Annotated in this window: 19 protein-coding genes; 9 read left to right on the forward strand and 10 right to left on the reverse strand. The window is 67.9% G+C overall.

The annotated features are described in order from the left end of the window. Positions 1-159 precede the first annotated feature (159 nt). Entirely contained in the window at positions 160-6,129 is a 5,970-nt protein-coding gene (locus tag ACSQ89_RS07060) for an alpha-2-macroglobulin family protein (RefSeq protein WP_436296617.1), read from the reverse strand. Between the two features lie 83 nt (positions 6,130-6,212). On the opposite strand from ACSQ89_RS07060, the gene ACSQ89_RS07065 reads away from it, so the two are divergent. The 4 genes from ACSQ89_RS07065 (at position 6,213) to ACSQ89_RS07080 (ending at position 10,062) form a co-directional block, all read left to right on the forward strand. Beyond that, a complete protein-coding gene (locus ACSQ89_RS07065) occupies positions 6,213-7,457 on the forward strand; it encodes a glycosyltransferase family 4 protein (RefSeq protein WP_093106728.1) in 1,245 nt (414 codons plus the stop codon). 48 nt (positions 7,458-7,505) lie between these two features. Continuing rightward, positions 7,506-8,657, forward strand: coding sequence for an OpgC domain-containing protein (gene opgC, locus ACSQ89_RS07070; protein WP_436292686.1), 1,152 nt, complete (start codon positions 7,506-7,508; stop codon positions 8,655-8,657). Between the two features lie 95 nt (positions 8,658-8,752). Beyond that, entirely contained in the window at positions 8,753-9,262 is a 510-nt protein-coding gene (locus ACSQ89_RS07075) for a nuclear transport factor 2 family protein (RefSeq protein WP_093106725.1), read from the forward strand. A 128-nt stretch (positions 9,263-9,390) separates the two neighbouring features. Further along, positions 9,391-10,062 carry a two-partner secretion domain-containing protein gene (locus ACSQ89_RS07080; RefSeq protein ID WP_436292576.1) on the forward strand — a complete coding sequence of 224 codons (672 nt, stop codon included), beginning with the start codon at positions 9,391-9,393 and terminating at the stop codon, positions 10,060-10,062. Positions 10,063-10,090: 28 nt separating this feature from the next. Here the strand turns inward: ACSQ89_RS07080 and ACSQ89_RS07085 are convergent, their stop codons facing one another. The 3 genes from ACSQ89_RS07085 to ACSQ89_RS07095 are packed head-to-tail and all read right to left on the reverse strand — an operon-like array spanning position 10,091 to position 12,199. Further along, positions 10,091-10,843, reverse strand: a complete 753-nt coding sequence (locus ACSQ89_RS07085; protein WP_093106720.1) for an SGNH/GDSL hydrolase family protein — start codon at positions 10,841-10,843, stop codon at positions 10,091-10,093. A 2-nt stretch (positions 10,844-10,845) separates the two neighbouring features. Continuing rightward, positions 10,846-11,604, reverse strand: coding sequence for an anti-sigma factor (locus ACSQ89_RS07090; RefSeq protein WP_093106716.1), 759 nt, complete (start codon positions 11,602-11,604; stop codon positions 10,846-10,848). A gap of 19 nt (positions 11,605-11,623) precedes the next feature. After that, on the reverse strand, positions 11,624-12,199 hold the full coding sequence (locus tag ACSQ89_RS07095; RefSeq protein WP_244503859.1) for an RNA polymerase sigma factor: 576 nt from the start codon (positions 12,197-12,199) through the stop codon (positions 11,624-11,626). Positions 12,200-12,349: 150 nt separating this feature from the next. On the opposite strand from ACSQ89_RS07095, the gene ACSQ89_RS07100 reads away from it, so the two are divergent. Together ACSQ89_RS07100 and ACSQ89_RS07105 are read left to right on the forward strand one after the other, a co-directional pair. Then, on the forward strand, positions 12,350-12,898 hold the full coding sequence (locus ACSQ89_RS07100; protein ID WP_093106709.1) for a DUF3455 domain-containing protein: 549 nt from the start codon (positions 12,350-12,352) through the stop codon (positions 12,896-12,898). A 53-nt stretch (positions 12,899-12,951) separates the two neighbouring features. Further along, positions 12,952-14,250, forward strand: coding sequence for a DUF4013 domain-containing protein (locus tag ACSQ89_RS07105; RefSeq protein WP_093106706.1), 1,299 nt, complete (start codon positions 12,952-12,954; stop codon positions 14,248-14,250). 40 nt (positions 14,251-14,290) lie between these two features. Here the strand turns inward: ACSQ89_RS07105 and ACSQ89_RS07110 are convergent, their stop codons facing one another. From ACSQ89_RS07110 to argH, 5 genes are all read right to left on the reverse strand, one after another. Then, a complete protein-coding gene (locus ACSQ89_RS07110) occupies positions 14,291-15,757 on the reverse strand; it encodes a rhomboid family intramembrane serine protease (RefSeq protein ID WP_436292577.1) in 1,467 nt (488 codons plus the stop codon). 4 nt (positions 15,758-15,761) lie between these two features. Next, positions 15,762-17,135 carry a UDP-glucose dehydrogenase family protein gene (locus ACSQ89_RS07115; RefSeq protein WP_093106700.1) on the reverse strand — a complete coding sequence of 458 codons (1,374 nt, stop codon included), beginning with the start codon at positions 17,133-17,135 and terminating at the stop codon, positions 15,762-15,764. A gap of 4 nt (positions 17,136-17,139) precedes the next feature. After that, positions 17,140-18,111 carry a UDP-glucuronic acid decarboxylase family protein gene (locus ACSQ89_RS07120; protein WP_093106697.1) on the reverse strand — a complete coding sequence of 324 codons (972 nt, stop codon included), beginning with the start codon at positions 18,109-18,111 and terminating at the stop codon, positions 17,140-17,142. 26 nt (positions 18,112-18,137) lie between these two features. Further along, positions 18,138-18,989: a glycosyltransferase family 2 protein gene (locus tag ACSQ89_RS07125; RefSeq protein ID WP_093106694.1), complete on the reverse strand. Its 852-nt coding sequence runs from the start codon at positions 18,987-18,989 to the stop codon at positions 18,138-18,140. Positions 18,990-19,135: 146 nt separating this feature from the next. After that, a complete protein-coding gene (gene argH / locus ACSQ89_RS07130) occupies positions 19,136-20,533 on the reverse strand; it encodes an argininosuccinate lyase (protein WP_093106691.1) in 1,398 nt (465 codons plus the stop codon). Between the two features lie 57 nt (positions 20,534-20,590). Here argH and ACSQ89_RS07135 point away from each other — a divergent pair, with 57 nt between their 5' ends. Genes ACSQ89_RS07135 through ACSQ89_RS07145 form a run of 3 tightly spaced genes read left to right on the forward strand, consistent with a single transcriptional unit; the run spans position 20,591 to position 23,596 of the window. Then, on the forward strand, positions 20,591-21,655 hold the full coding sequence (locus tag ACSQ89_RS07135) for a sensor histidine kinase (protein ID WP_244503858.1): 1,065 nt from the start codon (positions 20,591-20,593) through the stop codon (positions 21,653-21,655). 4 nt (positions 21,656-21,659) lie between these two features. Next, positions 21,660-22,409 carry a LytR/AlgR family response regulator transcription factor gene (locus ACSQ89_RS07140; protein WP_436292578.1) on the forward strand — a complete coding sequence of 250 codons (750 nt, stop codon included), beginning with the start codon at positions 21,660-21,662 and terminating at the stop codon, positions 22,407-22,409. Then, entirely contained in the window at positions 22,406-23,596 is a 1,191-nt protein-coding gene (locus ACSQ89_RS07145) for an AI-2E family transporter (protein ID WP_436292579.1), read from the forward strand. The genes ACSQ89_RS07140 and ACSQ89_RS07145 overlap by 4 nt, the downstream gene beginning before the upstream one ends. On the opposite strand, the gene ACSQ89_RS07150 is transcribed toward ACSQ89_RS07145, so the two are convergent. Further along, positions 23,593-24,498, reverse strand: a complete 906-nt coding sequence (locus ACSQ89_RS07150) for a LysR family transcriptional regulator (RefSeq protein WP_093106679.1) — start codon at positions 24,496-24,498, stop codon at positions 23,593-23,595. The genes ACSQ89_RS07145 and ACSQ89_RS07150 overlap by 4 nt on opposite strands. Positions 24,499-24,531 lie beyond the last annotated feature (33 nt).

Here is a 24,531-nt window from a genome sequence, read left to right on the forward strand (position 1 = left end):
CTTCGGCGGTAGTGCATGCACCAGCACCCACGAGCCACCGAGCACCCCTTGGCATTGAGCAGCGCTTCGAGGTCAGGCCAGCGCTCGGGCGTGAGGGGCAGGACTGTGAGCTTCATGGGGCTTGCTCAGGGCGCCATGTCGGCATGCGCGGGCCACTCTTCACCTCGCCGCCTCCACCTTCACCCGCCCATTCGGCACCTCCCCGAACATCTCCGGCGCATACAAGGCCTCGACCCGGCTCGGCGGCAGCGCAAAGTCCCCGACGTTGTTCAGGCGAACCGTGTACTCCATCTTCACCACCCCCTTCGGCAGGTGCTGGTAGTAGCTGCGGAAGGCCTCGAAGCTGCGTTCCTCGAAAGCCGGCCAGCCGGCGCCGGAGCGCTTCTCGCCCTGCGTCGCGATCTGCGAATCGCGGCCCAGGCCGCCGCCGAGGATGGTGGCGCCGCCGGGGATCGGGTCGGTGATCGCGACCCAGGTCATGTCGGCGCTGGCGTTGACTTCCAGGCTCACGCGCAGCACGTCGCCGCGCGTGTAGATGCCCTGCACGGCCTGCTCGACCGGGGTGATGGTCTTCTTGATCGCATAGCCGGCCGCGAAAGGCGCCTTGAGCTGCACGGCAGCGATGGACTGCAGCGTGAGCCAGGGCTTGCCGCTGCCGGACTGCGTGACCAGCAAAGTGTCGCGCGCCGCGTTCGATGCCGGCCAGGGCAGGAACATGGCGTTGTTGCGCAGGTTGCCCGGCGAGGCGGGGGCGCCGAAGGCCGTGGTCTGGTTCGGCGCGCCGCCGGCGTCGCTGGTCTTGATGCGCTCGACCTTGCGCCAGTCCACCTGGGCCTTGATGGCGCCGAGGTTGGCCGCGGTGATGCCCGCGACCGGCACGCTTTCGAACTGCTTCGAGAATTTTTCCAGCGCCAGCCCGCCCCACAGGTTGGCGGTGGTGGTGTGCCACGCGCCGTTCTGCTGGCGGCCGATGAAGCCGGTGGCCAGCTTGCCGATGTCGTCCTTCCAGGCCGGATCGTCCAGCACGGTGAGCAGCAGGCGTGCGGTGTTGACGTCGCCGTTGGTCATCAGCCACCACCAGTAGTCCTCGCGCTCGGTGCTGAAGACCAGCTTGGTCCCTTGATAAGACAGGCGCGCCTTGAGCATGTTGTCCGCCTCGGCCATGCGCTGCTGGCGCTGCGGCACATCTTGCACGCGCTTGAGGATGTTGAGCCAGTCGATGACGGCGCTGGTCGGCCACTGGTTGGGCGCGATGGTGATGCTGCCGGCCATGCGGCCCTGCGCCTTGCCGTAGCGCGAGAGCGCTTCCAGTGCGGCGAGCTTGCGCACGTCGAGATCCTTCTGCGGGCTCCAGAACTCGCGCTGGATCCTGCCTTCGACGAAGGCGATCAGGCCCTGCTCCATGGGCGCGCGCGCCGCATCGGGCAGCGCGAAGGCCGGATCGAGCGCCGCCGCTTCGTGCGTGGCCGCGAGGAGGTAGGCCGTCAGGATGTCGCTGCCGCGGTTGGCTTCACCGTCGCGCGGCGGGAAGTAGTTGGCCAGGCCGTCGCTGTCGAGGTAGCTCGGCAGCTGCGCCACCACCGTCTGCCAGGCCTTGCCGTCGCGCAGGCCGATGGACTTGCTGGCCTTCTGCTCCAGGCAGGCATAGGGGTAGGCGGCGAACCAGTCGCGCACGCCCGTCAGGCCTTCGGCCAGCCGGGGCTGCAGGGAAAGCTTCAAGCCGCCGCGGCCGGGCAGGGCGTCGGCGGGCGGCGCCACGTCGAGCGTGAAGGGCCCGTCGAGCTGCACCAGCGTGGCCTGCTGCACCGTCAGCGGCACGCCCGGCACGATGCGCTGGCGCAGCTTGAGCGCATCGCGCGCGCCGCCGATCGTGTCCTTGGCCTCGATCTCCCACAGCAGCGCCTCGGCGCGCGTCTGCGCGAGCTGCGCGGGCGCGGTCACGCTCCATGCGAGCTCGCGCGCCTCGCCGGGCGGGATATCGACCGTCTGCGCCTCCAGCTTGAGGAGCGTGGCACGCGGCGTGGCTTCGACCTTCATCGCCTTCTGCGTCGTATTGCGCAGCGTGATCTGGGCGCGGAACTGGTCGTCCTCGCGCACCAGCGGCGGCAGGCCGCTGACGATCTGCAGGTCCTGCGTGGCCTGGATCGAGGTCTGGCCGGTGCCGAACAGGCCGGTGCCCGCGTCGGCCACCGCGACGATCTTGAAGGTGGTCAGCGCGTCGTTGAGCGGCACCGTCACCGTGGCCTGTCCGTTGGCGTCGAGCACCACCGCCGGGTTCCACAAGAGCAGGGTGTCGAGCAGCTCGCGCGTCTGGCCCTTGCCGCCGCCGCCGCCCGCGGGCACGGCTTTGCGGCCGTAGTGCCGACGGCCGACGATTTCCATCTGCGCCGTCGAGGTGCTCACGCCCCAGCTGCGCCGCTGCAGCATGGCTTCGAGCAGCTTCCAGCTGTCGTTGGGCATCAGTTCCAGCAGCGCCTGGTCGACCGCGGCCAGCGCCACCTCGGCGCCGGCGGCTGGCTTGCCGTCGGGCAGCTTGGCCGAGATGGTGACCAGCGCCTTGCCGCGCACCGGATAGCTGGGCTTGTCGCTCGACACCTTGACCTCGATCTGATGCGCCTGCGTGCCGACGCGGATCTCGGCCAGGCCCAGCCGGTAGGCCGGCTTGCTCAGGTCGACCAGCGCGGTCGGCGCCACGTACTCCTTGCCCTCGTACCAGAAGGCGGTCCACCATTCGCGCGGCGCCTTGAAGCCCCAGGTGAAGAAGCTGTACCACGGCACTTCGCGCAGCCGGCCGCGCAGCGCGAGCACGCTCACGTAGGCGTTGGGCCCCCACTCGGGCTTGACCCGCAGGCTCACCGTCGGATCCTGGCCGTTGAGCTGCACCACCTGCGTCTCGATCACGCCCTCGCGCTCCACCGACACCAGCGCAGTCGCAAAGCGGAAGGGGCTGCGCACCTGGAACTTGGCCGTCTCGCCGGGCTGGTAGCTCTTCTTCTCGGGCAGCACGTCGATGCGGTCGTGGTCTTCGCCGCCGAACCAGAGCTCGCCCTGCTTCGTGACGTAGACCGAGCTCGCGGCGCGGCTGTCGCGGCCGTCTTTGTCGGTGGCGCTGGCGATCAGTTCGACCTGGCCGGCTTCCTTGAGCTCGGCCTCGCACAGCAGCAGGCCGCGCGCATCGCTCTTGCCGCTGCACACGGTGCCGATCTCCTTGACCTCGGTCTTGTTGTCATAGGTGTAGAAGCCGCCCACCATGCGCTTGCGGCTGGTGGTGGTGATGCGCGCGATGGCACGCACATTGAGCGTCACGCCTTCCTGCGGCTTTCCGCTCAGTCCAAGCGCCAGCGCCTGGAACTTGAGCTTCTGGCTGGTCGAGACCCAGCCCTCGGTCTTGATGCCGGCGATCACGGCCGCGGGCCACAGCGTCTGCACGCTGCGCAAGGTCTGCACCTCGCCGTTGGGGTCGGAGTAGGTGGCTTCGAGCAGCAGCTCGCGCGGCGTGGCCTTGGCAACGGGAATCTTCTCGATCGTGAGCTTGCCGGCGCCGTCCTTGCTGAGCGTGAGCGGCAGCTTGTCGGCGATCACCCGCAGGTCCTGTGCGGCCGAATCGGATTCGTCGGCGTCGACCGCGATGAGGCCATCCTTGCGCGGCGGCGAGAAGCTGAAGGCGTCGAAGTCGGCGAACGAGAGGCTTTTGCCTCGCACCGCCGCCGACACGCGCACCGGCAGGTTGGCCGCGGCGCCGCCGGCCACGTAGTTGATCTGCACCTCGGTGGGCAGCGAAGTCGCGGCCACCAGCGGTTTCTTCTCGCTGGGCGCGATGCGGCCTTCGAGCACCGGCAGGCGGAACTCCTCGACGCGGAACTGGCCGGTGCTGGAGCTGCGCATGCCGCCTTGGTCGCCGTCCGTGCCTTCCTTGCCGCTCTTGAGCTCGACCTGGTAGACGCCGAGCTTGGCCGCGGACGGAATCGCGAAAGTATTCTCGCCGCTCTGCCCGCCGGTCGCGGTCTTGCGCCACTTGAGCGGCTGGGTGTACTGCTGGCCGCTGCCCACATGCGTCACGACCAGCGTGTCCGGCAGGGTCTGCGGCAGCCCGAAGCCCTTGCTGGTCTGGGTGCGGATCAGGTGCTTCATCGACACGGTTTCGCCGGCGCGCAGCAGCGTGCGGTCGAACACCGTGTGGGCGACGCGGTCGGCCTGCGGCTCCAGGCTGGTCGGCACGTTGAAACGCCAGGGCTCGATGCCGCGCTGCCAGTCGCTCCAGGTGAAGGCGAGGTCTTCCACGCCCTTGTCGTCCTTGGCGCGGGCGCTCACGAAGTAAGCGTCGCCGCTGTAGTCGTCTTCGGTGGAGCAGCTCGGCGCGTTCGGCGCGATGCCGGCGAGCTGCACCAGCCCGCGCGCATCGGTGCTGCCCGCGGCCACCTCGCGGCCGTTGCAGTCCGAGACGCGCACGGCGGCGTTGGCCACCACCTTGCCCTTGTCCAGCGTCGTGACCCAGGCCACCGCGTTCTCGCGCCCCAGCTTGAAGTGCACCGCGAGGTTGGTGGCCAGCGCCGTGGTGCGCACGTACATCGTGCGGCCGGTGCCGTAGCGCTCGTCGAGCAGCGCGTCGCCGAGTTTTTGCGATGCGATCTCGAGCACGTGGAAGCCGGGCGCGAGCGGGATGCCGATCACCTCGAAGGGCCGCGGATCGCCGCCCTCGGCCTTGGGCATGTCCAGCGTCTTCACGTTGGCCTGGCCGCCGAGCAACGAGACCATGCGGGTCTGGATGCGCTCGCGCTCGTCCTTGTCGATCACCTTGGGCAACGCACCCTTCACGTCGCGCGCGGCCTCCTTGCGGTCGATCGTGTAATTGCTGTCATAGCGCCGGACCTTGCGAAACCACGCGATGATCTCGGCGTCGGTCTTCGGGTTCATGTCGCTGACCTTGCCCGGGGTGAGCGCCTGCACCTGCAGCGCGGGCTCGACGCGCCGCACCGTCACCGGCATCAGCGCCGCGCCGCCGGGCTCGGCCAGGCGCTCGACCACGCCGAAAGGCGAGGCGGCGAACTTGGCCAGCGGCGGCATGGCGCCGGTCGCGACCTTGAGCGGAAAGCTGTCGGGCGAGGCCAGCGCGCGGCCCGAGGCATCCACGAACTTCGCCGGCAGCTCGATCGTGAAGGGCGTCTGCTCGGCGAAAGGCGGTGGGAAGCTCACCGAGTCGACCACCGCATCCTCGGCGGCGTTCTCGTCGTCGAACTTCGGCTTGATCGTCTTGCCGCCGCCTTTGAGCGTGATCTGCGCCGCCAGCTTGCGCGACACCGGCGCATTGAACTGCAGCACCATCGGCTTGAGCGGCAGGCAGGCCGACTGCGCGCTCTCGCGCTCGCAGCTGAAGGACACGGCGAAGGGCTCGCGCACCTGGAAGCTGAGCCGCCGCTCGATGTTGTTGAGCACGCCCGAGGGCGTGGCGACGCCCTTGCCGTAGACCAGCTGCACGCGGCCGCCCGGCGTCAGCGTGCGATTGCACTGCAGCGTGACGAAGCGCAGCGGCGCCTTCTCGGCTTCCTTGTCGCGGCTGAAGGCCTTGAGCAGGGCAGTGCGCTGCTCGCCCTCGACGAGCTTGACCGGAATGCGCTCGCCGACGCCGTCGGCCTGGCACCAGACGTTCTCGCGCACGCTCTCGAGCGTGGCCGGCCCGTTGAGTTCGAGCATGAACTGCTGCTCTTCGTCGATCTTGCCGTAGCTCGGCTGGTGGTTGCGCACGAAGGGACCGCCGCTGTTGAACTGGTAGCGCTCCGGGCCGGTGAGGTCGGCGCCGGAAGCCGACTTGAACGATCTCACCCGTGTCACCGTGCAGCGCACGCCGGGCGGCAGGTCGTTCTCGAAGTCGTACACCCACTGTTTCTCGCCGGTCCAGCGACCGGTGCCCTTGGCCGCCTGCGCGTCGGTGCAGCTCACGGCCAGCGGGGCGGGTGCCTTGGGGTCGCCGAAGTTGACGGCCGCCTGGTCGAACTTGGCCACCACCTGCCGGATGCGCGCCACCTCGCCCTGCGGCGAGAGGCTGGTGATCTGCAGCGCATGGGCGCCGAGAGAGATAAAGGCCAGTGCGGCGGCCGCGAGGGCACGCGTTGTCGTTCTCGTTTTCAACAGACTTCTCCTTCGGGGCGCGAGCGTAGCGCAACTCGGCGCGTTCGCCCCTGGCACGCCATAGGCCTCCACTATGATCGATCGATATGAAACTGTTGTTGAGCCACCCTGCAGGCAACCAGAATGTGCGCGCAATGCTCGATGGCTTGGAAACAGCCGGCATGCTGGCCCGCTTCTCGACCACGCTCGCCGTATCGCCGGACAGCTTTGCACTGAAGCTGGTGCCCGAGGGGCTGAGCCGCGACCTGCTGCGGCGGCGCTTCAAGGTGCCGCGCGAGAAAATCCTCCAGCACCCCTGGCGCGAGGTAGCGCGGGCCGTGTGCAACAAGGTCGGCTGGAGCTATCCGCTGCGCCACGAAAATGGCTTTGCCTCGATCGACGGCGTGCTGCAGGATTTCGATCGCTTCACCGCCGGGGTCTTGCCGGGGGTGCACCGGCAGTACGGCCTGGGCGCCGTCTACACCTACGAGGACTCCGCCCTCGACACTTTCAAGGCCGCGAAAGCGCTGGACCTGAAATGCGTCTACGACCTGCCCATTTCCTTCTGGGAAGTAGGTCGCCGGCTGATGGAGGATGAATTGCAGCGCCTGCCGGCCTGGGCCGGCGCCATGGGCGGCGGCATGTCCGACTCGCCGGCCAAGCTGGAGCGCAAGGCGCAGGAGCTGGCGTTGGCCGACCTGGTGGTGGTGCCCAGCCGCTTCGTGGCCGACTCGCTGCCCTCCTGGGCCGCGCAGAAGGCCAAGGTGCTGTCGCCCTTCGGCTCGCCGGCAACGACCGGCACGCCCTCGCGCGAGGCGCCCGATCCGTCGCGGCCGCTGCGCGTGCTCTTCGTGGGCTCCATGGGCCAGCGCAAGGGCCTGGCCGACCTGTTCCAGGCCATGCAGCTGCTCAAGGGCGAGAACATCGAGCTCGTCGTCATGGGCTCCCTGCTCAACGACCTGGCCTTCTACCGCAGCCAGTACCCGGGCTTCACGCACGAGAAGGGCCGCCCGCATGCCGAGGTGCTGAAGCTGATGCGCAGCTGCGACGTCTTCTGCCTGCCCTCGCTCTACGAAGGGCGCGCGCTGGTGATGCAGGAGGCGATGAGCCAGGGCCTGCCGGTCGTCATCACGCCCAACACCGGCGGCGAGGATCTCGTGATCGAGGGCAAGACCGGCTTCCTGGTGCCCATCCGCTCGCCCGAGAAGATCGCCGAGAAGCTCGCCTGGTTCAACCAGAACCGGCAAGAGCTTCCCGCGATGAAAGAGGCGGCGATGCAGCATGCGGCCAGCTACACCTGGCAGAACTACAGCCAGGTCGTGATCGACGCGATCCGCAAGCTGGCGCCGTAGCGAATCCACCTGCCTGACCGCCGAGCAATGACGCCCGGCACCCCTCCGATGAATCGCTACTGGGAAATCGATGCGCTGCGCGGCTTGATGCTCGTGCTGATGACGGTCACCCACCTGCCGACGCGCTTCACCGATCCGCTGGGGCAGCCCTTCGGCTTCGTCTCGGCGGCCGAGGGCTTCGTCCTGCTGTCGGCCTTCGTCGCCGGGCTGGTCTACACGCGCATCGGGCAGCGGCAGGGCGTCGATTCGATGCGCCGCGCCTTCTGGCGGCGCGCGCTCAAGGTCTACATGGCGCAGGCGGCGACGCTGTTGTTCCTCTTCACCATCATCGGCACGGTCGGCACGCGCATCGACCAGCCGGCTGTGACGAACCTGCTCTCCTACTACCTCGCGGATCCGTCCGAAGCCTTCGTCTTCTCGCTGCTGCTGGTGTACGAGCCGGCCTTGCTCGACATCCTGCCGATGTACATCTTCTTCATGCTGATGAGCCCGTGGGTGCTGGCCTTCGCGCTGCGCCACGGCTGGACCGGCGTGGTGGTCGCCAGCGCGACGCTGTGGGCGCTGGCGCAGTTCGGGCTGAGCGAGCGGCTCTATGAGCTGGCGGTGCGCTATCTCGGCCTGCCCGTGCCCTTCCACGAGATGGGCGCCTTCAATGCCTTCGCCTGGCAGTTCCTGTGGTTCGCGGGGCTGTGGATGGGGGCGAGCCGCAACGCGCCCGATGCGAAGCCGTTCCGGTTCCCGAATTGGCTGGTGGCGCTGGCCGCGGCGGCAGCGTTGTACGGCTTCTGGTGGCGGCACCACGGTATCAATGGCCAGGCGCCCTTCGGCGGCGACGAGCAGATGAACCTGCTGTTCGACAAGTGGCAGCTCGGGCCGCTGCGCATCGTCAACCTCGTGGTGCTCGGCATCCTCGCAGTGCGCTTCGGGCCGGCCTTCATGCGGCGCATCCCGCGAATGCGCCGGCTCGAAGCCATGGGCTCGGCATCGCTGCCGGTGTTCTGCGCGCACCTGGTGGCGGTGCTGCTGGTGCTGGCCTTCTATGGCGACAGTCAGACGGCGCGGCCTTGGTGGGGCGATGTGCTGCTGCTGGTGGCGGTGTTCGGCTGGCTCTACGCAGTTGGACGCACCGCGCTCTGGCTGGGGCGCCGGGCCCGGGCCCGGGACAAGAACGACGACGCTCCCACCGTCTGGCCGGACTGAGCATTAGTTCACGCAAGTCGATGGAAATTTCGGCACGCGCGTGGGACGGGCCGAGCCGTGCGCCGGTTCGCGACAACATCGCGGGGAGGAGAAATATGACCATCGAACTGAACGCAAGACCGCTGCGGGCCGGCGGCTACCTGTTGGCCATGCTCGCGCTCGTGGCCTGTTCGCCGCGCGTGCCCAGCAAGCTCGACGAGCCCATGATCCAAAGCCTCACCAGTGCGGGTGCACGCGCGGCCGCGCAGCGTGATGCCACTGCCTTGTGCAGCCAGCTCACCGACGACGCAAAGATCCGCCTCGTGGAGGTGCGCTTCACGGGTTCGGACATCAAGCGCTTCGATAAGCCGCAGTGGTGCGAGCACCTGAAGCTAGGCTACGCGGCCATGCCTGCCAACGTGGAGGTGAGCACCAGCGTGAACCTGCGCTCCATCGCCATCGCAGCCGACGGCAAGAGCGCAAGCCTGGAGGCGGATGTCATAGAAGAAATCAACCTGGGCGGGCGCGGCCTGCGCATGACCAGCCAGCAGAGCGCTACCGTGGTGCTGGTGGCGGGGCAGGCCAAGTACGCGGAGGTGAGTGCGCGTATCACAGGCGGGCAGTGAGCTGAGGCCATCGCGGCTCGGCACTTCGGCGCTAAGGTGGCGCCGCGACAATTGATCAGATTCCCTCGGGCAGTCCCAACCCAGAATCGCGCCTGTTCCGGCTGCGCTCTTTCAGGGACGGAACAACAATGAACAAGCGATTCCATCGCGTGGTCTTCAATGCCGCGCGCGGGCTGAGGGTGGTCGTGCAGGAGACTGCACGCAGGGCGGGTGGGGCGCCGATCGTGGTGGCGCTGCTCGCGGCGGCGCCTTCATCGGCCCAGATCGTTGGAGAACCCAACGTACCAGGCCACCTGCGGCCCACGGTGCTGGTCGCGCCCAACGGCGTACCCCTGATTAACATCCAGACCCCCTGCGCGGCCGGCGTCTCGCGCAATCTCTTCAACCAGTTCGACGTCCAGCGCGGCGGCGCGATCCTCAACAACAGCCGCACCGATGTGCAGACGCAATTGGGCGGCTTCGTCCAAGGGAATCCCTACCTGGCGACCGGGCCCGCGCACATCATCCTCAACGAAGTCGTCAGCGGCAGCAATACGCAGGGCACCGAGCAGGGCATCGAGGGCCAGAACATCGCCATCAGCACCGGCACGCTGACCAACACCTCGGGCGCCATCCGCGCCGACGTCAACACCACCATCACCAGCGGCGGCACCATTGCTGCCGGCAACACCGTCACCCTGGAATTCATCTGGAGCGGCAATGCTGCATGCGGTCTGGCCGTGACGGATGCCACGGCGCCGGATGCGCCGGTTCCTGTGCTGCCTGCGGAAGTGATCGAGGACTGTCTCGCACCAGGGTGAGCGCCACTTTCCTGCTGGAGCAATCGGACTAGGGCACAACAGCAGAGGCCGCCGCGGGCAGGTGCCCCGCAATCACCGACCGCCACAACCTGTACCCCTCGTCATTGAGATGCAGCATGTCCCCGCGGAACAACTCCGCGCGCGGCCTTCCGTCAGCACCGAGCATCGGCGTATAGATATCGATGTACTCGCTGTTCGGCAGCCGATTCAGGTACGCCCCGATGATGTCGTTGGTCTCGCGCATCTGCGGCAGCAGCTTCTCGCGCGAAGGGCTGGGCTTGATCGAGATGTAGCTGATGCGCGTGTCCGGCAGTTCGGCGCGCACGGCGTTGGCAAAGCGGGCAAAGCTCTCCAGCACCTGCAGCGGCGTGTGGCCTTCGGCCAGGTCGTTGTCGCCGGCGTAGACCAGCACGTGGCGGGGCTTGTGGCGCACCACGAGTTCGCGGGCGAAGTAGCTGCAGTCGGCCATGGTCGAGCCGCCGAAGCCGCGGTTGATGACCACCGGTAGTTGCGGGAAGTCTTGCGCGAGCCGGGTCCAGAAGCGGATGGTGGAGCTGCCGACGAAGAGCACGCCGCCTTCGGCGGGCGGGTTCTGCTTGTCGGCACGCGCGAAAGCGGCGAGCTCGCTCTGCCAGCGGCTTTGGGCGGCGAGGTAGGCCGGCGAGGGTGCCGTATCCGTGGCGGCGGGCTGCGCCTGCGATGGGAGCGCCGTCAGCAGCAACAGCAGTGCAAGCGGAAGGAGGAGGGCGAGGCGGGTGGCGGCAACAACAACAAGGTTCATCGTCAAAGCGTCTTCTCGATCAGCGGCCCCTTGAACAGCACAGGTCCGGTTGGCCCGCGCTCGCTGGGCACGCCGCCCTTGGGTTCGAGGCTGATGGCCAGCGCCGGCACGGAGCGCACGTCGGCTTCCCGCGCCGTCAGCTTGAGCGCCGCATCGCGGCCGAGCACGCCGAGCGAGCGCGGCGCGCCGCCGGGGGGCAGGGCCCACAGTTGCAACGACTTGTCCTCGCCTTCGCGATAAGCGCCGACGCGTTGCAAGACCAGCTGGCGGTTCTTGGGGTCGAAGGTCACCAGCATGGAGGGCGCCGCCTGGTCGTCCGACAGCACTGCGACGTACTGCACGGCCGGCGCGTTGCGCAGCTGTTCGCTGAGGTTCACGCCGACCAGGACGGCCATCACGGTGGCGAGTGCGCCGGCCGCCGCCGCGCCGCGCCAGAGCGCCAGGCTGCGCAGCCAGCCGGCCTTGGGCGGCGCCGCTTCGGGCGTGGCCGGCACGGCGCGCTGGCGTGCGATGGCCTGCTGCTCTTGCTCGGCGTCGATCAGGTTGCGGATGCGGGTCCAGACGGCGGCATCGGGCACCACCGGCTTTTGCAGCTCGGCCATGCTGGCGAGCCGGCCTTGCCAGACCAGCGCGGCGGCGCGCACCGGCGCCTGTTCGCGCGCGATGGCTTCGAAGCGCCGGCGGGCGCCGCCGCGCAGGGTGCCGAGCGCATGGCTCGCGGCCAGCAGGTCGAGCAGTTGAGGGTTGGCGGGCAGGTTCATGGTGCTGCGGCTGTCTTCTTCATGCGAACCGGTGCATGCAGGTGCGAAGTTTCTCCAGGCCGCGCCGGATCCAGGTCTTGACGGTGCCCAACGGCAGCTTCAATTGCTCGGCCAGTTCGCCGTGGCTGAGGTCGCGCAGATAGGCCAGGCTCAACACCTCGCGCTGCCGGCCTTCGAGTTGGCTCAGGCACTGGTGCAGCGCCCAGGCCTGCTCGCTGGCGTCCGCGGCGTCCATCGGGTTCGGCGCATCGGACTCGAGGGTGTCGGCCATCAGCTCGTCGAATTCCTGGGTCAGCTGGGCACGGTCGGCGGTGCGGCGGCGCAGCAGGTCGAGCGAGCGGCTGCGCACGATCAGGCCCAGCCAGGCCAGCGGCGGGCTCAGCGAGGCGCGGTAGTCGCCGGCCACGCGCCAGATGGTCAGGAAGGATTCCTGCAGCACGTCCTCGGCCCACTCGCGCTGCCGCACGACGCGCATCGCCAGGCCGAAGAGCTTGGGCGCGGTGCGGTCGTAGAGCAGGCGCAGCGCCGCTTCGTCGCGCCGGCCGATGCGGTCGATCAGTGCCATCAGTTCGGCGTCGGGGCTGGGTGCACTCATGCGCGGATTGTGGAGCATCGGTTCTCATAGGGACGATACGGCGGGCGCAACCCGACGGATTCAGTGCGGGCTGAATCCAGCAGCGCCGATGCCGCGTATGAGCGAATGAGCTTCCCCTCCTTCATCACCCTCAGACCCAAGGAATCGACCATGACCATCCGCAGCCTCTGCGCCCTCGCGGCCGCCGCCAGCCTCGCCGCCTGTTCCGGCATGGGCATGAACAAGCCCATGATGTATTCGCAAACCAGCCTGCCCGACAGCGTCAAGGTGCCGACCGGGCACAAGGTCGCTATGGAAACGGTCGGCGCCGGCGACATCAGCTACGAATGCCGCGTCAAGGCCAACGCGCCCGGCCAGCACGAATGGGTCTTCGTCGGCCCCGATGCCAAGCTGATGGATCGCGGTGGCAAGCAGGTCGGCAAGTACTACGGCCCGCCCGCCACCTGGGAGAGCATGGACGGCTCCAAGCTCACCGGCACGCAAGTCGCCGTCGCGCCCAACGGCACCGGCAACATCCCCTTCCAGCTCGTGAAGGCCAACCCGGCGATGGGCAGCGGCGCGATGCAGGGCGTGAGCTACATCCAACGTGTCGCCACGCAGGGCGGCGTGGCGCCGGCCATGGCCTGCGGCGCTTCGTCGTTGGGCCAGAAGCAGGTGGTGAAGTACCAGGCCGACTACATCTTCTATCGCGCGATGTAGGCCGGCCGCGACAACGTGAAACATATACTGGGCGCTCCCTTGTTGGAGCGCCCATGCAAGAGCAAACAAGCCCTGCGCCTCGCCCGTTCTGGCACCGCCTGAACACTTTTTTCGCCTTTCCCTTCCAGCTCCAGCCACTCGGCTACGCGGCGCTGCTGGCGCTCAGCAGCCTGCTGTTTCACGTGGTGTTCTTCCTGCCGCAGGCGCTGGTCCTGCTGCTGGTAGAGCTCGGCATCGTGCTGGCGGCCAGCCGCTACGGCTTCAAGGTGATGGCGCTCGGCGCGCGCGGCATCGTGCGCGCCAGCGATTTCCCGCGCAATCTCGAGGACGAGTGGACGAACCTGCCCTGGAAGCTGTTCGCGCTGCTGGTGCTGCAGGGTGTCGTGGCCGGCTTCGTCGGCGCCTGGAGCCAGGTGCTGGGCTACGTCGCGCTGTTCGTGCTCTCGTTCACGCTGCCTGCGACCACGATGGTGCTGGTGCAGTCGGGCAGCTTCTGGCAGGCGCTGAATCCGGGTTATGTGTGGGAGACGATGCGCGCGGTCGGCTGGCCTTACGCGCTGCTGTGCGTGTTCCTGTTCCTGCTGAACTCCGGCGCGCAGATCGCGATCGTCATGCTGCTGCCGGTGATGAGCGGCTGGTTCGCGCTGCCGGCCGTCAACTTCGTGATGATCTATTTCAGCTGGGTCATGGCCAGCCTGCTGGGTTACGTGATGTACCAGAACCATGCGGCGCTCGGCATCGACCTGCTGCCCGGTGCCGGCGCCGACGACCGCGCGCTCGACACCCGCACGCCGGCGCAGGTCGCCCAGCAGATCACCGACTCGCTGGTGGCGCAGATGGTGACCGACGGCGACATTGCCGGGGCGCTGGCGCTGGCCTACGAAGAGCAGCGCACGCAGCCGGAGGACCTGGTCGCGCAGCGCCGCTACCACCGCATCCTGCTGCTGGCGCCGGACAAGACGGCGACGCTGCTGGACCATGGGCGGCGGCTGATCGCGATGCTGCTGGCGCGCGATCTCGCCTCGGAGGCGCTCAAGGTCTACAAGGCCTGCCGCCAGAAGGATCCTGGCTTCGTGCTCGAGGACCCGCTGGGCACGATGGCGCTGGCGCGCGCCGAGTGGCGCAACGGCGAGGCGAAGGCATCGCTGGCGCTGCTGTCCGGCTTCGACAAGCGCTTTCGCGGGCATACCGCGATTCCGCAGGCCTACGAGCTGGCCGCGCGCGTGCTGGTGCAGGGGCTCAACCGGCGCGACATGGCGCAGCCGATCCTGACGACGCTGGAAGCGCGCTATCCCGAGAGCGAGCAGACGCAGGAGGTGCGCTGGCTGCTGCGGGAGGTGCCGCAGGGTTGAGAGGTCTTGCTCCCTCTCCCAGAGGGAGAGGGGAAAAAAGTCAGCCCTTCTGCAGCATCCGCGTCACCATGTCCTCGGGCGCCAGCCGCAGCAGGTGCGGCAGCCAGCCGAGCGCCTGCTCGCGCCGCCCGGCCTGCATCAGCCCGTTGGCGCAGAGCGAAAGCGTGTCGGCCAGGTCCGGATGCTCGGGCGCAGTCTTCAGCAGCGCCTGGCACAGCCGCTCGGCATCGGTGAACTGCTGAGCGCGCGTGAAGCGCCGCGCGAGCCGCGCCATGTCGTCGGGCTTGAGGCGCGCGCCGGGTTTGGCGTGGTCGAGGTAGGTCTTGTAGCTCGCATGCTGCAGTTCCAGCGTGGCAGGGTCCTGCGGCTTGAGCCGGAAGATGCGGTGCGCCGCGCGATGGAAGTCGTCGCCGGCGGGCCAGAGCTTCGCGGTGTTGAACCAGGCGCGCAGGGTGTCGGCGTCGTCGGGCTGGAGTTGCGCGGCCGCGCGCCATTCGGCACAGGCCGCTTCGAATTTCATCTCGCCTGCGAGACGGCGTGCCGACGCGACGTGCTGTGCAAAGGCGTCCGGTGTTTTCGAAGCCGGCGCCTCGGGCAGTTGAAGCCGGCGCCAGCGCATCGCCGCGGCCATCAGCAGGGCACCCGTCAGCAGACCGCCCAGGTGCGCCATGTAGGCGATGCCCTGGCCGCCGACGAAGTGCTGCAGCAGCTCGTTGGCGATCCATGCGGGTAGCAGGATCAGCGCCGGCGCGGTGACGTAGTTGAAGTAGAAGAAGAGCTGGTAGAAGAAGCGGATGCGCCGCAGCCGGTACATCACCGCGTACATGCCCATCAGCGCCGACACCGCGCCCGATGCGCCGAGGCCATAGCTGCCCTTGCCCGCATAGGCCCAGGCCGCCAGCGCCGACGCGCCGACCGCACCGAGCAGATAGAAGCTCAGGTAGAGGCCGCGGCCCAGCGCGAGTTCGACCGAAAAGCCGAACAGGAACAGGAAGAGCATGTTGCCCAGCAGGTGGCCGGTGCTGCCGTGCAGGAAGGCCGAGGTGATCCAGGTCCAGGGCTCGAACGCGGCATCCTTGTTGTGGTCCTGCGACCAGCGCGTGGTGAAGGGAGCGGGCAGCTCGGCCTCGTACTGCTGCCGGTCGCGCTTCCACTGGGCGTACTGTGGATGGGCGGGCGTGATCACCGCGTCGCCGTGCAGCTTCTTCAGGAAGACTTTCTCCTGCTGCAGGCCTTCGAGCAGGGGCTCGAATTCGCCGCGGGCCAGCAGCCGCCGCGCCGCCGGCGCGTTCGCCGAGCGGGTTTCCTGCAGCCAGGCGACGAAGGGCGGCAGCTCCAGCTTGGGCAGCACGCTTTGTACGTAGAACTGCGCGGCGCGTTGCTCCGCCTTGTCTTCGGCGCGCTGCGGTCCCCAGAACACCAGCATGTTCACGAGGATCAGCAGCACGGTCATCCATGGCGGGTTGCGCCAGGTCGGCCGGCTCTCGAGCGGGATGGCGTAGAACAAGGCGCTAGAGGCTGTTGCGCCCGATGCCCTGGTAGACGACGCCTGCTTCCTTCATCGTGCCGGGCTCGTAGAGATTGCGGCCGTCGAAGATCACCGGCGACTTCATCAGCGCCTTGAGCCGCTCGAGATTCGGGCTGCGATAAGCCTTCCACTCGGTGACGATGATCAGCGCATCCGTGCCGGCCAGGGCCTCCATCGGATCCTTGGCCGACGAGAAGCTGATGCGTTCGAGCAGCGCCGGCGCGTCGGCGAAGTCGAGCTTCAGCACGCGCCGCGTCTCGTCGACCGCGATCGGGTCGTGCGCCACCACGCGCGCGCCGGCGCGCAGCAGCGCGTCGATCACCACGCGGCTCGGCGCCTCGCGCATGTCGTCGGTGTTGGGCTTGAAGGCCAGGCCCCACAGCGCAAAGGTCCGGTCGCTGAGGTCGGGGCCGAAGCGCTCCAGGACCTTGCGGGTCAGCACGCGCTTCTGCTCGTCGTTGACGGCCTCGACCGACTCGAGCACGCGCAGCGCCTGGCCGTTATCGCGCGCGATGCGCGTCAGCGCCTGGATGTCCTTGGGGAAGCAGCTGCCGCCGTAACCCGTGCCCGCGTACAGAAAGCTGTAGCCGATGCGTGGGTCGGAGCCGATGCCCTGGCGCACCGCCTCGATGTCGGCGCCCACGCGGTCGGCCAGGTTGGCCAGCTCGTTCATGAAGCTGATGCGCGTGGCGAGCATCGCGTTGGCAGCGTACTTGGCGAACTCGGCGGACTTCACGTCCATCACGCGCGTGCGCTCGTGGTTGCGGTTGAAGGGCGCGTAGAGCTTGCGCATCTCGGCCAGCGCTTCGCGGCCGGTCTCGTCGTCGCTGTAGCCGATGACGATGCGGTCGGGCCGCATGAAGTCCTCGACCGCCGCGCCTTCCTTGAGGAACTCGGGGTTGCTCACCACCGAGAAGCGCAGGTCGGAGCGGCCGCGCTTGTCGAGCTCCTCCTGGATCACGGCCGTGACCTTGTCGGCCGTGCCCACCGGCACCGTCGACTTGTCGACCACGACCTTGAAGCCGTTCATGTACTTGCCGATGTTGCGCGCCGCGGCCAGCACGTACTGCAGGTCGGCGCTGCCGTCCTCGTCGGGCGGCGTGCCCACGGCAATGAACTGGATGTCGCCATGCGCCACCGAGGCCTCGATGTCGGTCGAGAAGGCGAGCCGCTTCGCCGCAACGTTCGACTCGACGAGCTCGCCGAGGCCCGGCTCGTAGATCGGAATGCCGCCTTCGTTGAGCGTCGCGATCTTGCGCGGATCGACGTCGAGGCAGAACACGTTGTTGCCGATGTCCGCCAAACAGGCGCCGGTGACGAGACCGACGTAGCCGGTGCCGATGATGGTGATGTTCATGGGGTCAAGCTGCTGTGGATTCCGAGAGGATCTGGTCGAAGTAGGCGATGGTCTTCTTCAAGCCCTCTTCGAGCTGGGTCTTGGGCTCCCAGCCGCCGAGCTCCTTCTGCGCCAGCGAGATGTCGGGGCGGCGCTGCTTCGGGTCGTCGGCCGGCAGCGGCATGCGCACCAGCTTGCTCTTGGAGCCGGTGAGCTCGATCACCTTGTTGGCCAGCTCCAGCATCGAGAACTCGCCGGGGTTGCCGATGTTGATCGGGCCGGGCACCTCGTCGCCGGTGACCATCATCCTGAGCATCGCCTCGACCAGGTCGTCGACGTAGCAGAAGCTGCGCGTCTGCTGGCCGTCGCCGTAGATCGTGATGTCCTCGCCCTTCAACGCCTGCACGATGAAGTTGGACACCACGCGGCCATCGTTCATGTGCATGCGCGGGCCGTAGGTGTTGAAGATGCGCACGACCTTGATGCGCAGCTTGTGCTGGCGGTGGTAGTCGAAGAACAGGGTTTCGGCGCAGCGCTTGCCTTCGTCGTAGCAGCTGCGGATGCCGATCGGGTTCACGCGGCCCCAGTAGGCCTCGACCTGCGGATGGATCTCGGGATCGCCGTAGACCTCGCTGGTGGAGGCTTGCAGGATCTTGGCCCGCACGCGCTTGGCCAGGCCCAGCATATTGATCGCGCCGTGCACGCTGGTCTTGGTGGTCTGCACCGGATCGTGCTGGTAGTGGATCGGCGAGGCCGGGCAGGCGAGGTTGAAGATCTCGTCCACTTCCACGTAGAGCGGAAAGGTCACGTCATGCCGCATCAGCTCGAAGCGCGGATGGTCGAGCAGATGCTCGATGTTGCGCTTGGTGCCGGTGAAGAAGTTGTCGACGCACAGGACGTCGTGACCCTGCTCGATGAGCCGGTCGCACAAATGGCTGCCCAGGAAACCGGCGCCGCCGGTGACGAGCATCTTCTTGGAAGCGTTGTATTGGCGCATGCTGCGAAATCACTCCGTAAGAAAAATCAGTTGAGCCGCTGGGGTAGCTGGGTACTGCGCTGCTCGTACATCTTTGCGTCGACCAGCATGCGGAACCACAATGCCTGAAAAAAAGCGAAATAGAAGCCCGTGGTGCCGTCCAGAAAGCCAAGCCGGAAGATGTAGCGGTAGACGAAATAGCTCAGCGAGCGCAGGCCGGTCGGCAGCTTGTAGTAGAGCTCCTTGATGAAGCGCGTGCGTTCCCGGGCGTCGCCCATGAGCCGCGGCTGCAGCACGTTGTCGCCGCCCAAGCGGGGGCCGAGCTTTTCCTTGGCCTCGGCATCGCTCCAGCGGTTGTGGCTCGCGATCCAGTCGCTGAGCCTGGCCGAATTCTTGTCGTGCATGAAGCCGCTGATGCGGCCGGGCGTCGCCGAGCTGATGAAGTGCTGGTCGTAGAGCCGCGACTCGCAGCGCCCGGTGCCCGAGCGGAACAGCCGCAGGTGCCAGGGATTGACGCCCGAGAAGCGCAGCATCTTGCCCATGAAGTAGTCGCGCCGGCGCAGCAGGTAGGCGTCGAAGCGCGGAGTGCCCGAGAGCAGGGCCTTGATCTCGTCGACCGCCTGCGCGTCCAGCACCTCGTCGGCGTCAAGGTGCAGTTGCCAGCCGTAGGAGGCCTCGACCTGCGAGATCGCCCAGTTGCGCTGGTCGCTGTAGTTGGAAAAAGGCCTCTGCACCACGGTGCAGCCCAGCTCCTCGAGGATCGCGACGGTGTTGTCCGACGAGTGCGAATCGACCACGTAGACGTGCGGGCTCAGCTTCTTCGCCTGCGACACGGTCTCCCGAATGATCGAGGCGGAATTGAAAGTCAGGATGACGACGACGCAGTTGGGTTTTTCCATGGATTCGGAGACGCTCTCGTGCGATTCGGGGGCCCGCTAGATTGCAGGCGGCCCAGGCGGGATGCAATGCAACTTTAGCACTACATTTTTACAACTGGGCACAAATACCGCACTGCAGCATTCGTGCCTGCTTCCCATGGACGGCTTCAGCCGAGCCGGGCGCGATGCCGGGCGATCTGCTTGCGCACCTGGGCGGGTGCGGTGCCGCCGAGGATGTTGCGCGCATGCAGCGAACCGCGCAGGCTCAGCACATCGTAGACGTCCTTCTCGATCTGCGGATTGAAGGTCTGCAGCACCGCCAGCGGCAGCTCCGACAGGTCGACCTTGTGCGAGATCGCCGCCTTGACCGCATGGGCCACGGTTTCGTGCGCGTCGCGGAAGGGCAGGCCCTTCTTCACCAGGTAGTCGGCCAGGTCGGTCGCGGTCGCATAGCCGCGCAAGGCCGCGTTCTCCATCGTCTCGGGCTTCACCGTGATGCCGCCCACCATCTCCGCGAAGATGCGCAGCGTGTCCTTGAGCGTGTCGACGGTGTCGAACAGCGGCTCCTTGTCTTCCTGGTTGTCCTTGTTGTAGGCCAGGGGCTGGCCCTTCATGAGCGTGATCAGCCCCATCAGGTGGCCGACCACGCGGCCGGTCTTGCCGCGCGCGAGCTCGGGCACGTCCGGATTCTTCTTCTGCGGCATGATCGAACTGCCGGTGCAGAAGCGGTCGGCGATGTCGATGAAGCCGAAGGCCTGGCTCATCCAGAGCACCAGCTCTTCGCTCAGGCGGCTGATGTGCACCATCGCGAGCGAGGCGGCGGCGGTGAATTCGATCGCGAAGTCGCGGTCGCTCACTGCGTCCAGGCTGTTCTGGCAGACCTCGTCCATGCCGAGCGCGCGGGCCACGGCCTCGCGGTCGAGCGGGTAGCTGGTGCCGGCCAGCGCGGCGGCGCCCAGCGGCAGGCGGTTGACGCGGCGGCGCACGTCGGCCATGCGCTCGGCGTCGCGCGCGAACATTTCCACATAGGCCAGCATGTGGTGGCCGAAGCTCACCGGCTGCGCCACCTGCAGGTGGGTGAAGCCGGGCAGGATCACGTCGGCATTTTTCTCCGCGATGGCGACCAGCGATTTCTGCAACGCGGTCAAGAGCTCCGCAATCAGGTCGATCTCGCCGCGCAGCCAGAGCCGCACGTCGGTGGCGACCTGGTCGTTGCGGCTGCGGCCAGTGTGCAGGCGCTTGCCGGCATCGCCCACCAGCTGCGTGAGCCGCGCCTCGATGTTGAGGTGCACGTCCTCGAGGTCGAGCTTCCAGTCGAAGGTGCCGGATTCGATCTCGGCGCGGATCTGCGCCATCCCGTCCTGGATGGCCGCGTGGTCCTCGGCGCCGATGATGCCCTGCTTGGCCAGCATGCCCGCATGCGCCAGCGAGCCCTCGATGTCGGCCTGCCACAGCCGTTTGTCGAAGAAGACGCTGGCGGTGTAGCGCTTGACCAGGTCGCTCATCGGTTCGGAGAACAGGGCGGACCAGGCTTCGGATTTCTTGTCGAGTTGGTTGGAGGTCATGGGGGTGAATCGGGGTGGGAGGCAATAATGGGTTTGCACCCGAATGTTTCAGCTCTGATGCGCAACCCGACGATTTTATCGGCCACCCCTTCGACGCCGGCTCCTGCCCGCGCTCGCGGGCCTGCGCGTGCGAGGGTTGCGCTGTTCGACGCCTGCCAGATCGGGGTGGTGCTGCGCACCGTGATGTTCGTCGAAGCCGTGGTCGCCGTCGCGACCTTGTTCGTCTCGCCGGCGCCCGCCGAGTGGCTGGTGCTGATGGCCACGGTGACCGGCGGCGCCTTGCCGGCCACGCTCTTGTGGCTGCTCGCGGCCTGCTGGCTCAAGAAGCTGCTCGGCCGCCTGCCGCGCGCGGCACAGTACGTCGCCGGCGCCTTGCTGGGTGCGCTCTCCGCGCTCTACGGCTGTGGCCTGCTGCGGCTGACGGGCGTGCTCGGCAGCGCGCCCTGGCTCGCGAGCGCCCTGGCCGGCGCGATGTTCGCCGCGCTGGTGATGGCCGCGCTGGTGTTGCGCGCGCGCGGCCAGACGCCGGCGGCCATGACGGCGCGGCTCGAAGAACTGCAGTCGCGCATCCGGCCGCATTTTCTTTTCAACACCCTCAACAGCGCCATCGCGCTGGTGCGCGAGGAGCCGGCCAAGGCCGAGACCATGCTGGAAGACCTGAGCGAGCTGTTCCGCCAGGCGCTGGCCGATCCGGGCGAGTCGGTCACGCTGGCCGACGAGATCGCGCTGGCCGAACGCTACCTCGCGATCGAGCAGGTGCGCTTCGGCGAGCGGCTGCGCATCCGCTGGGACATCGACCCGGCAGCCAACACCGCGCGCCTGCCGCCGCTCCTGCTGCAGCCGCTGGTCGAGAACGCGGTCAAGCACGGCGTCGAGCCGAGTCCGGCCGGTGCCAAGATCCGCATCCGCACCGAGCGTCGTGGCGGCATGGCGGTGATCGAAGTGGTCAACAGCCTGCCGCCGCTGCGTTGGGCCGACGAACCCCTGCCGCGCGGGCACGGCATCGCGCTGGCCAACGTGCGCGACCGGCTGCGCCTCCTACACGATATGCAGGCGCAGTTCAGCGCCGGGATGGACCAGAAGAGCTACCGTGTGCGCATTGCCATTCCTGCCGAAGCCTGAAGTCATGAGCGCTCTCCGCACCTTGATCGTCGATGATGAAACCCTCGCCCGGTCGCGGCTGCGCACGCTGCTGGCCGACTGCAAGTCGCCGGCGGCGGAGGTTGTGGCAGAGGCCGCGCACGGCGCCGGCGCGCTGGAACAACTGGCGGACACCCGATTCGATCTCGTGCTGCTCGACATCCACATGCCCGGCATCGACGGCCTCGAGCTCGCACGCAGCCTGAGACAGCGCGCCGGTGCGCCGGCGGTGGTGTTCGTCACGGCCCATGCGGCGCATGCGGTCACCGCCTTCGAGCTGGAAGCGGTCGACTACCTGACCAAGCCGGTGCGCGCTGAACGGCTGCAGCAGGCGCTACAGAAGGCCGAGCGCTACCTGAAGGAGCGGCGCGGCGCGGCCACCGAGGCACCGCAGGAGGTGCTGCTGATCCAGGACCGCGGGCGCACCGAGCGCGTGCCGATGTCCGAGGTGCTCTACCTCAAGTCCGAGTTCAAGTACCTCACGGTGCGCACGCCGACGCGCAGCCACATCTATGACGGCTCGCTGGCCGAATTCGAGGAGCGTTATCCGGCGCGCTTCGTGCGCGTGCACCGCAATGCGCTGGTGGCGCGCGCGGCGATCCGGGCGCTCGAGAAATACGACGACGGTGAAGATGCCGAGGGCTGGGCGCTCCGGCTCGACGGCGTTCCGGAGCCGGTGGTGGTGTCGCGGCGCCAGCTGTCGGCGGTGCGCGAGGCGCTCAAGGATCCACGATGAACGACGAAGCCGAGCAGAAGAAGGAAGCCGAACAGAAGAAGGAGGCCGAGCCGCCGGCAGAGCCCCCCGCCCCCGAACCGGAGCGCGTGCTGCTGCACATGCCGGTCGACGTGCGCAGCGCCGCGCTGGTGGTGCTCGCGGTGCTGGCCGGCGTGTTCACGCTGCACTGGGCCAAGGCCGTGTTCGTTCCGCTGATGCTGAGCCTGCTGCTGACCTACGCGCTGGCGCCGCTGGTCGGCTGGCTCGAACGCTGGAAGATCTCGCGCTGGATCGGCGCGGCCCTGATCCTGCTCGGGCTCGGCGGCGGGGTGGGCTGGACCGGCTATTCGCTCTCCGGCAGCGCCTCCGAGTTGCTCGATACGCTGCCGGTCGCCGCCCAGAAGCTGCGCCTGGCCGTGCGCAGCGGCAGAAGCACCGACCCCAGCGCGCTCGACACGGTGCAGAAGGCCGCGGCGCAGCTCGAACAGGCCGCCGAGGAGAACTCGGCCAAGGTCGCAGCGCGCAAGGGCGTGGCGCGCGTGGTCATCGAGCGGCCGACCTTCAACGTGCGCGACTACCTCTGGAGCGGCACGGTGGGGCTGATCGCCGCCGTCGGGCAGCTCACGCTGGTCGCCTTCCTGACCTTCTTCGCGCTCGGCTCGGGCGACACCTTCCGCCGCAAGCTGGTGAAGATCACCGGGCCCAGCCTGCAGAAGAAAAGAATCACGGTGAACGTGCTCGACGACATCACGCAGCACATCGAGCGCTACCTGCTGGTGCAGATCCTCACCAGCGCCGTGGTCGGCGTCGCCACCGGCCTCGCGTTCTGGGCCCTCGGCGTCGACAACGCCGCGGTGTGGGGCATCGTCGCGGGAGTGACCAATCTCATCCCCTACCTCGGCTCGGTCATCGTGATGGCGGCGGCGGGCCTGGTGGCCTTTCTCCAGTTCAACAGCATCCAGATGGCGCTCGTGGTCGGCGGCGTCTCGCTCCTGATGCACACGCTGGTGGGCAACCTGCTGGTGCCCTGGCTCACCAGCCGCACCAGTCGCATGAACCCGGTGGCTGTGTTCGTCGGCGTGATCTTCTGGGGCTGGCTCTGGGGCATCTGGGGCCTACTGCTCGGCATCCCGATCATGATGGTCGTGAAGGCAATCTGCGACCGGGTGGAAGACCTGCAGCCGATCGGCGAGCTGCTCGGGGATTAGGCGCGGCCGGGCGCGCTTTTTGCGCCGATGCGCGTCTGCAGGAAGTCCAGCAGCGCCCGCAGCGCCGCGCTGTTGTGGCGCCGCTGCAAGTAGGCGGCCGAGAGCCACATGTCGTTGCGCACGAAGTCCTGCAGCACCGGCACCAGTTCGCCGTGGTCGATGTGCGGTTGCACCAGCAGGGCAGGCAAGTAGAGCACGCCGAAACCCAGCAGCGCGACCTGGATCAGCGGCCCGCCCTCGGTCGAATCCATGCGGCTCTTGACCGGCACGTCCAGCGGCCGGCCGTCGACCTCGAAGCGCCACCGCGGATGGGGGCCCAGCTTCGAGTGGGTCAGCGCCTCGTGCTGCGACAGATCGGCCGGCCGGGTCGGCATGCCGTGGTTCTTCCAGTAGCGCGGCGAGGCGCACACCACCAGCTTCACGGGCGTGAGCTTGCGCACGATGAGGTTGTCGTCCGCGATCGGTCCGAAGCGCAGCGCCAGGTCGATCGCCTCCTCGGCCATGTCGACCGTGCGATTGCTCAGGTGCAGGCTGAGGCTCACCTCGGGGTAGTAGCCCATGAACTGGGCCAGCAGCTTGGGCAGGTCGCCCTGTCCCATGCCGTGCGGCGCCGAGATGCGCAAGCGGCCCGTGGGCCGGCTCGCATGCTCCTGCAGCTCGGCCTGGGTGAGCTCCACCATCTCCATCACCGGCTTGCTGCGCTCGAGCAGCAGCGCACCGGCATCGGTCAGGCTCACCGAGCGGGTCGAACGGTTGAGCAGGCGCACGCCGAAGCGGGTTTCGAGTTCGGCCACGTATTTGCTGACCGTCGCCTTGGACATGTCGAGCTTGCTGGCGGCTCGGGAGAAGCTGCCGTGGGCGGCGACTTCGCGAAAGGTCTTGATGAGATCGAGGCTGTCCATGTCAGGCGCCAATTGTGCTGCGCCTTGGTTTTT

It is taken from the genome of Variovorax sp. LjRoot175 (assembly GCF_964253805.1).
Lineage (GTDB): Bacteria > Pseudomonadota > Gammaproteobacteria > Burkholderiales > Burkholderiaceae_C > Variovorax.

Bases quoted from the DNA above. Each gene is read 5' to 3' on its own strand.
- ACSQ89_RS07065 (WP_093106728.1), top strand. From the start codon at position 6,213: ATGAAACTGTTGTTGAGCCACCCTGCAGGCAACCAGAATGTGCGCGCA.
- opgC (WP_436292686.1), top strand. From the start codon at position 7,506: ATGAATCGCTACTGGGAAATCGATGCGCTGCGCGGCTTGATGCTCGTG.
- ACSQ89_RS07075 (WP_093106725.1), top strand. From the start codon at position 8,753: ATGACCATCGAACTGAACGCAAGACCGCTGCGGGCCGGCGGCTACCTG.
- ACSQ89_RS07080 (WP_436292576.1), top strand. From the start codon at position 9,391: ATGAACAAGCGATTCCATCGCGTGGTCTTCAATGCCGCGCGCGGGCTG.
- ACSQ89_RS07085 (WP_093106720.1), bottom strand. From the start codon at position 10,843: ATGAACCTTGTTGTTGTTGCCGCCACCCGCCTCGCCCTCCTCCTTCCG.
- ACSQ89_RS07090 (WP_093106716.1), bottom strand. From the start codon at position 11,604: ATGAACCTGCCCGCCAACCCTCAACTGCTCGACCTGCTGGCCGCGAGC.
- ACSQ89_RS07095 (WP_244503859.1), bottom strand. From the start codon at position 12,199: ATGAGTGCACCCAGCCCCGACGCCGAACTGATGGCACTGATCGACCGC.
- ACSQ89_RS07100 (WP_093106709.1), top strand. From the start codon at position 12,350: ATGACCATCCGCAGCCTCTGCGCCCTCGCGGCCGCCGCCAGCCTCGCC.
- ACSQ89_RS07105 (WP_093106706.1), top strand. From the start codon at position 12,952: ATGCAAGAGCAAACAAGCCCTGCGCCTCGCCCGTTCTGGCACCGCCTG.
- ACSQ89_RS07115 (WP_093106700.1), bottom strand. From the start codon at position 17,135: ATGAACATCACCATCATCGGCACCGGCTACGTCGGTCTCGTCACCGGC.
- ACSQ89_RS07120 (WP_093106697.1), bottom strand. From the start codon at position 18,111: ATGCGCCAATACAACGCTTCCAAGAAGATGCTCGTCACCGGCGGCGCC.
- ACSQ89_RS07125 (WP_093106694.1), bottom strand. From the start codon at position 18,989: ATGGAAAAACCCAACTGCGTCGTCGTCATCCTGACTTTCAATTCCGCC.
- argH (WP_093106691.1), bottom strand. From the start codon at position 20,533: ATGACCTCCAACCAACTCGACAAGAAATCCGAAGCCTGGTCCGCCCTG.
- ACSQ89_RS07135 (WP_244503858.1), top strand. From the start codon at position 20,591: ATGCGCAACCCGACGATTTTATCGGCCACCCCTTCGACGCCGGCTCCT.
- ACSQ89_RS07140 (WP_436292578.1), top strand. From the start codon at position 21,660: ATGAGCGCTCTCCGCACCTTGATCGTCGATGATGAAACCCTCGCCCGG.
- ACSQ89_RS07145 (WP_436292579.1), top strand. From the start codon at position 22,406: ATGAACGACGAAGCCGAGCAGAAGAAGGAAGCCGAACAGAAGAAGGAG.
- ACSQ89_RS07150 (WP_093106679.1), bottom strand. From the start codon at position 24,498: ATGGACAGCCTCGATCTCATCAAGACCTTTCGCGAAGTCGCCGCCCAC.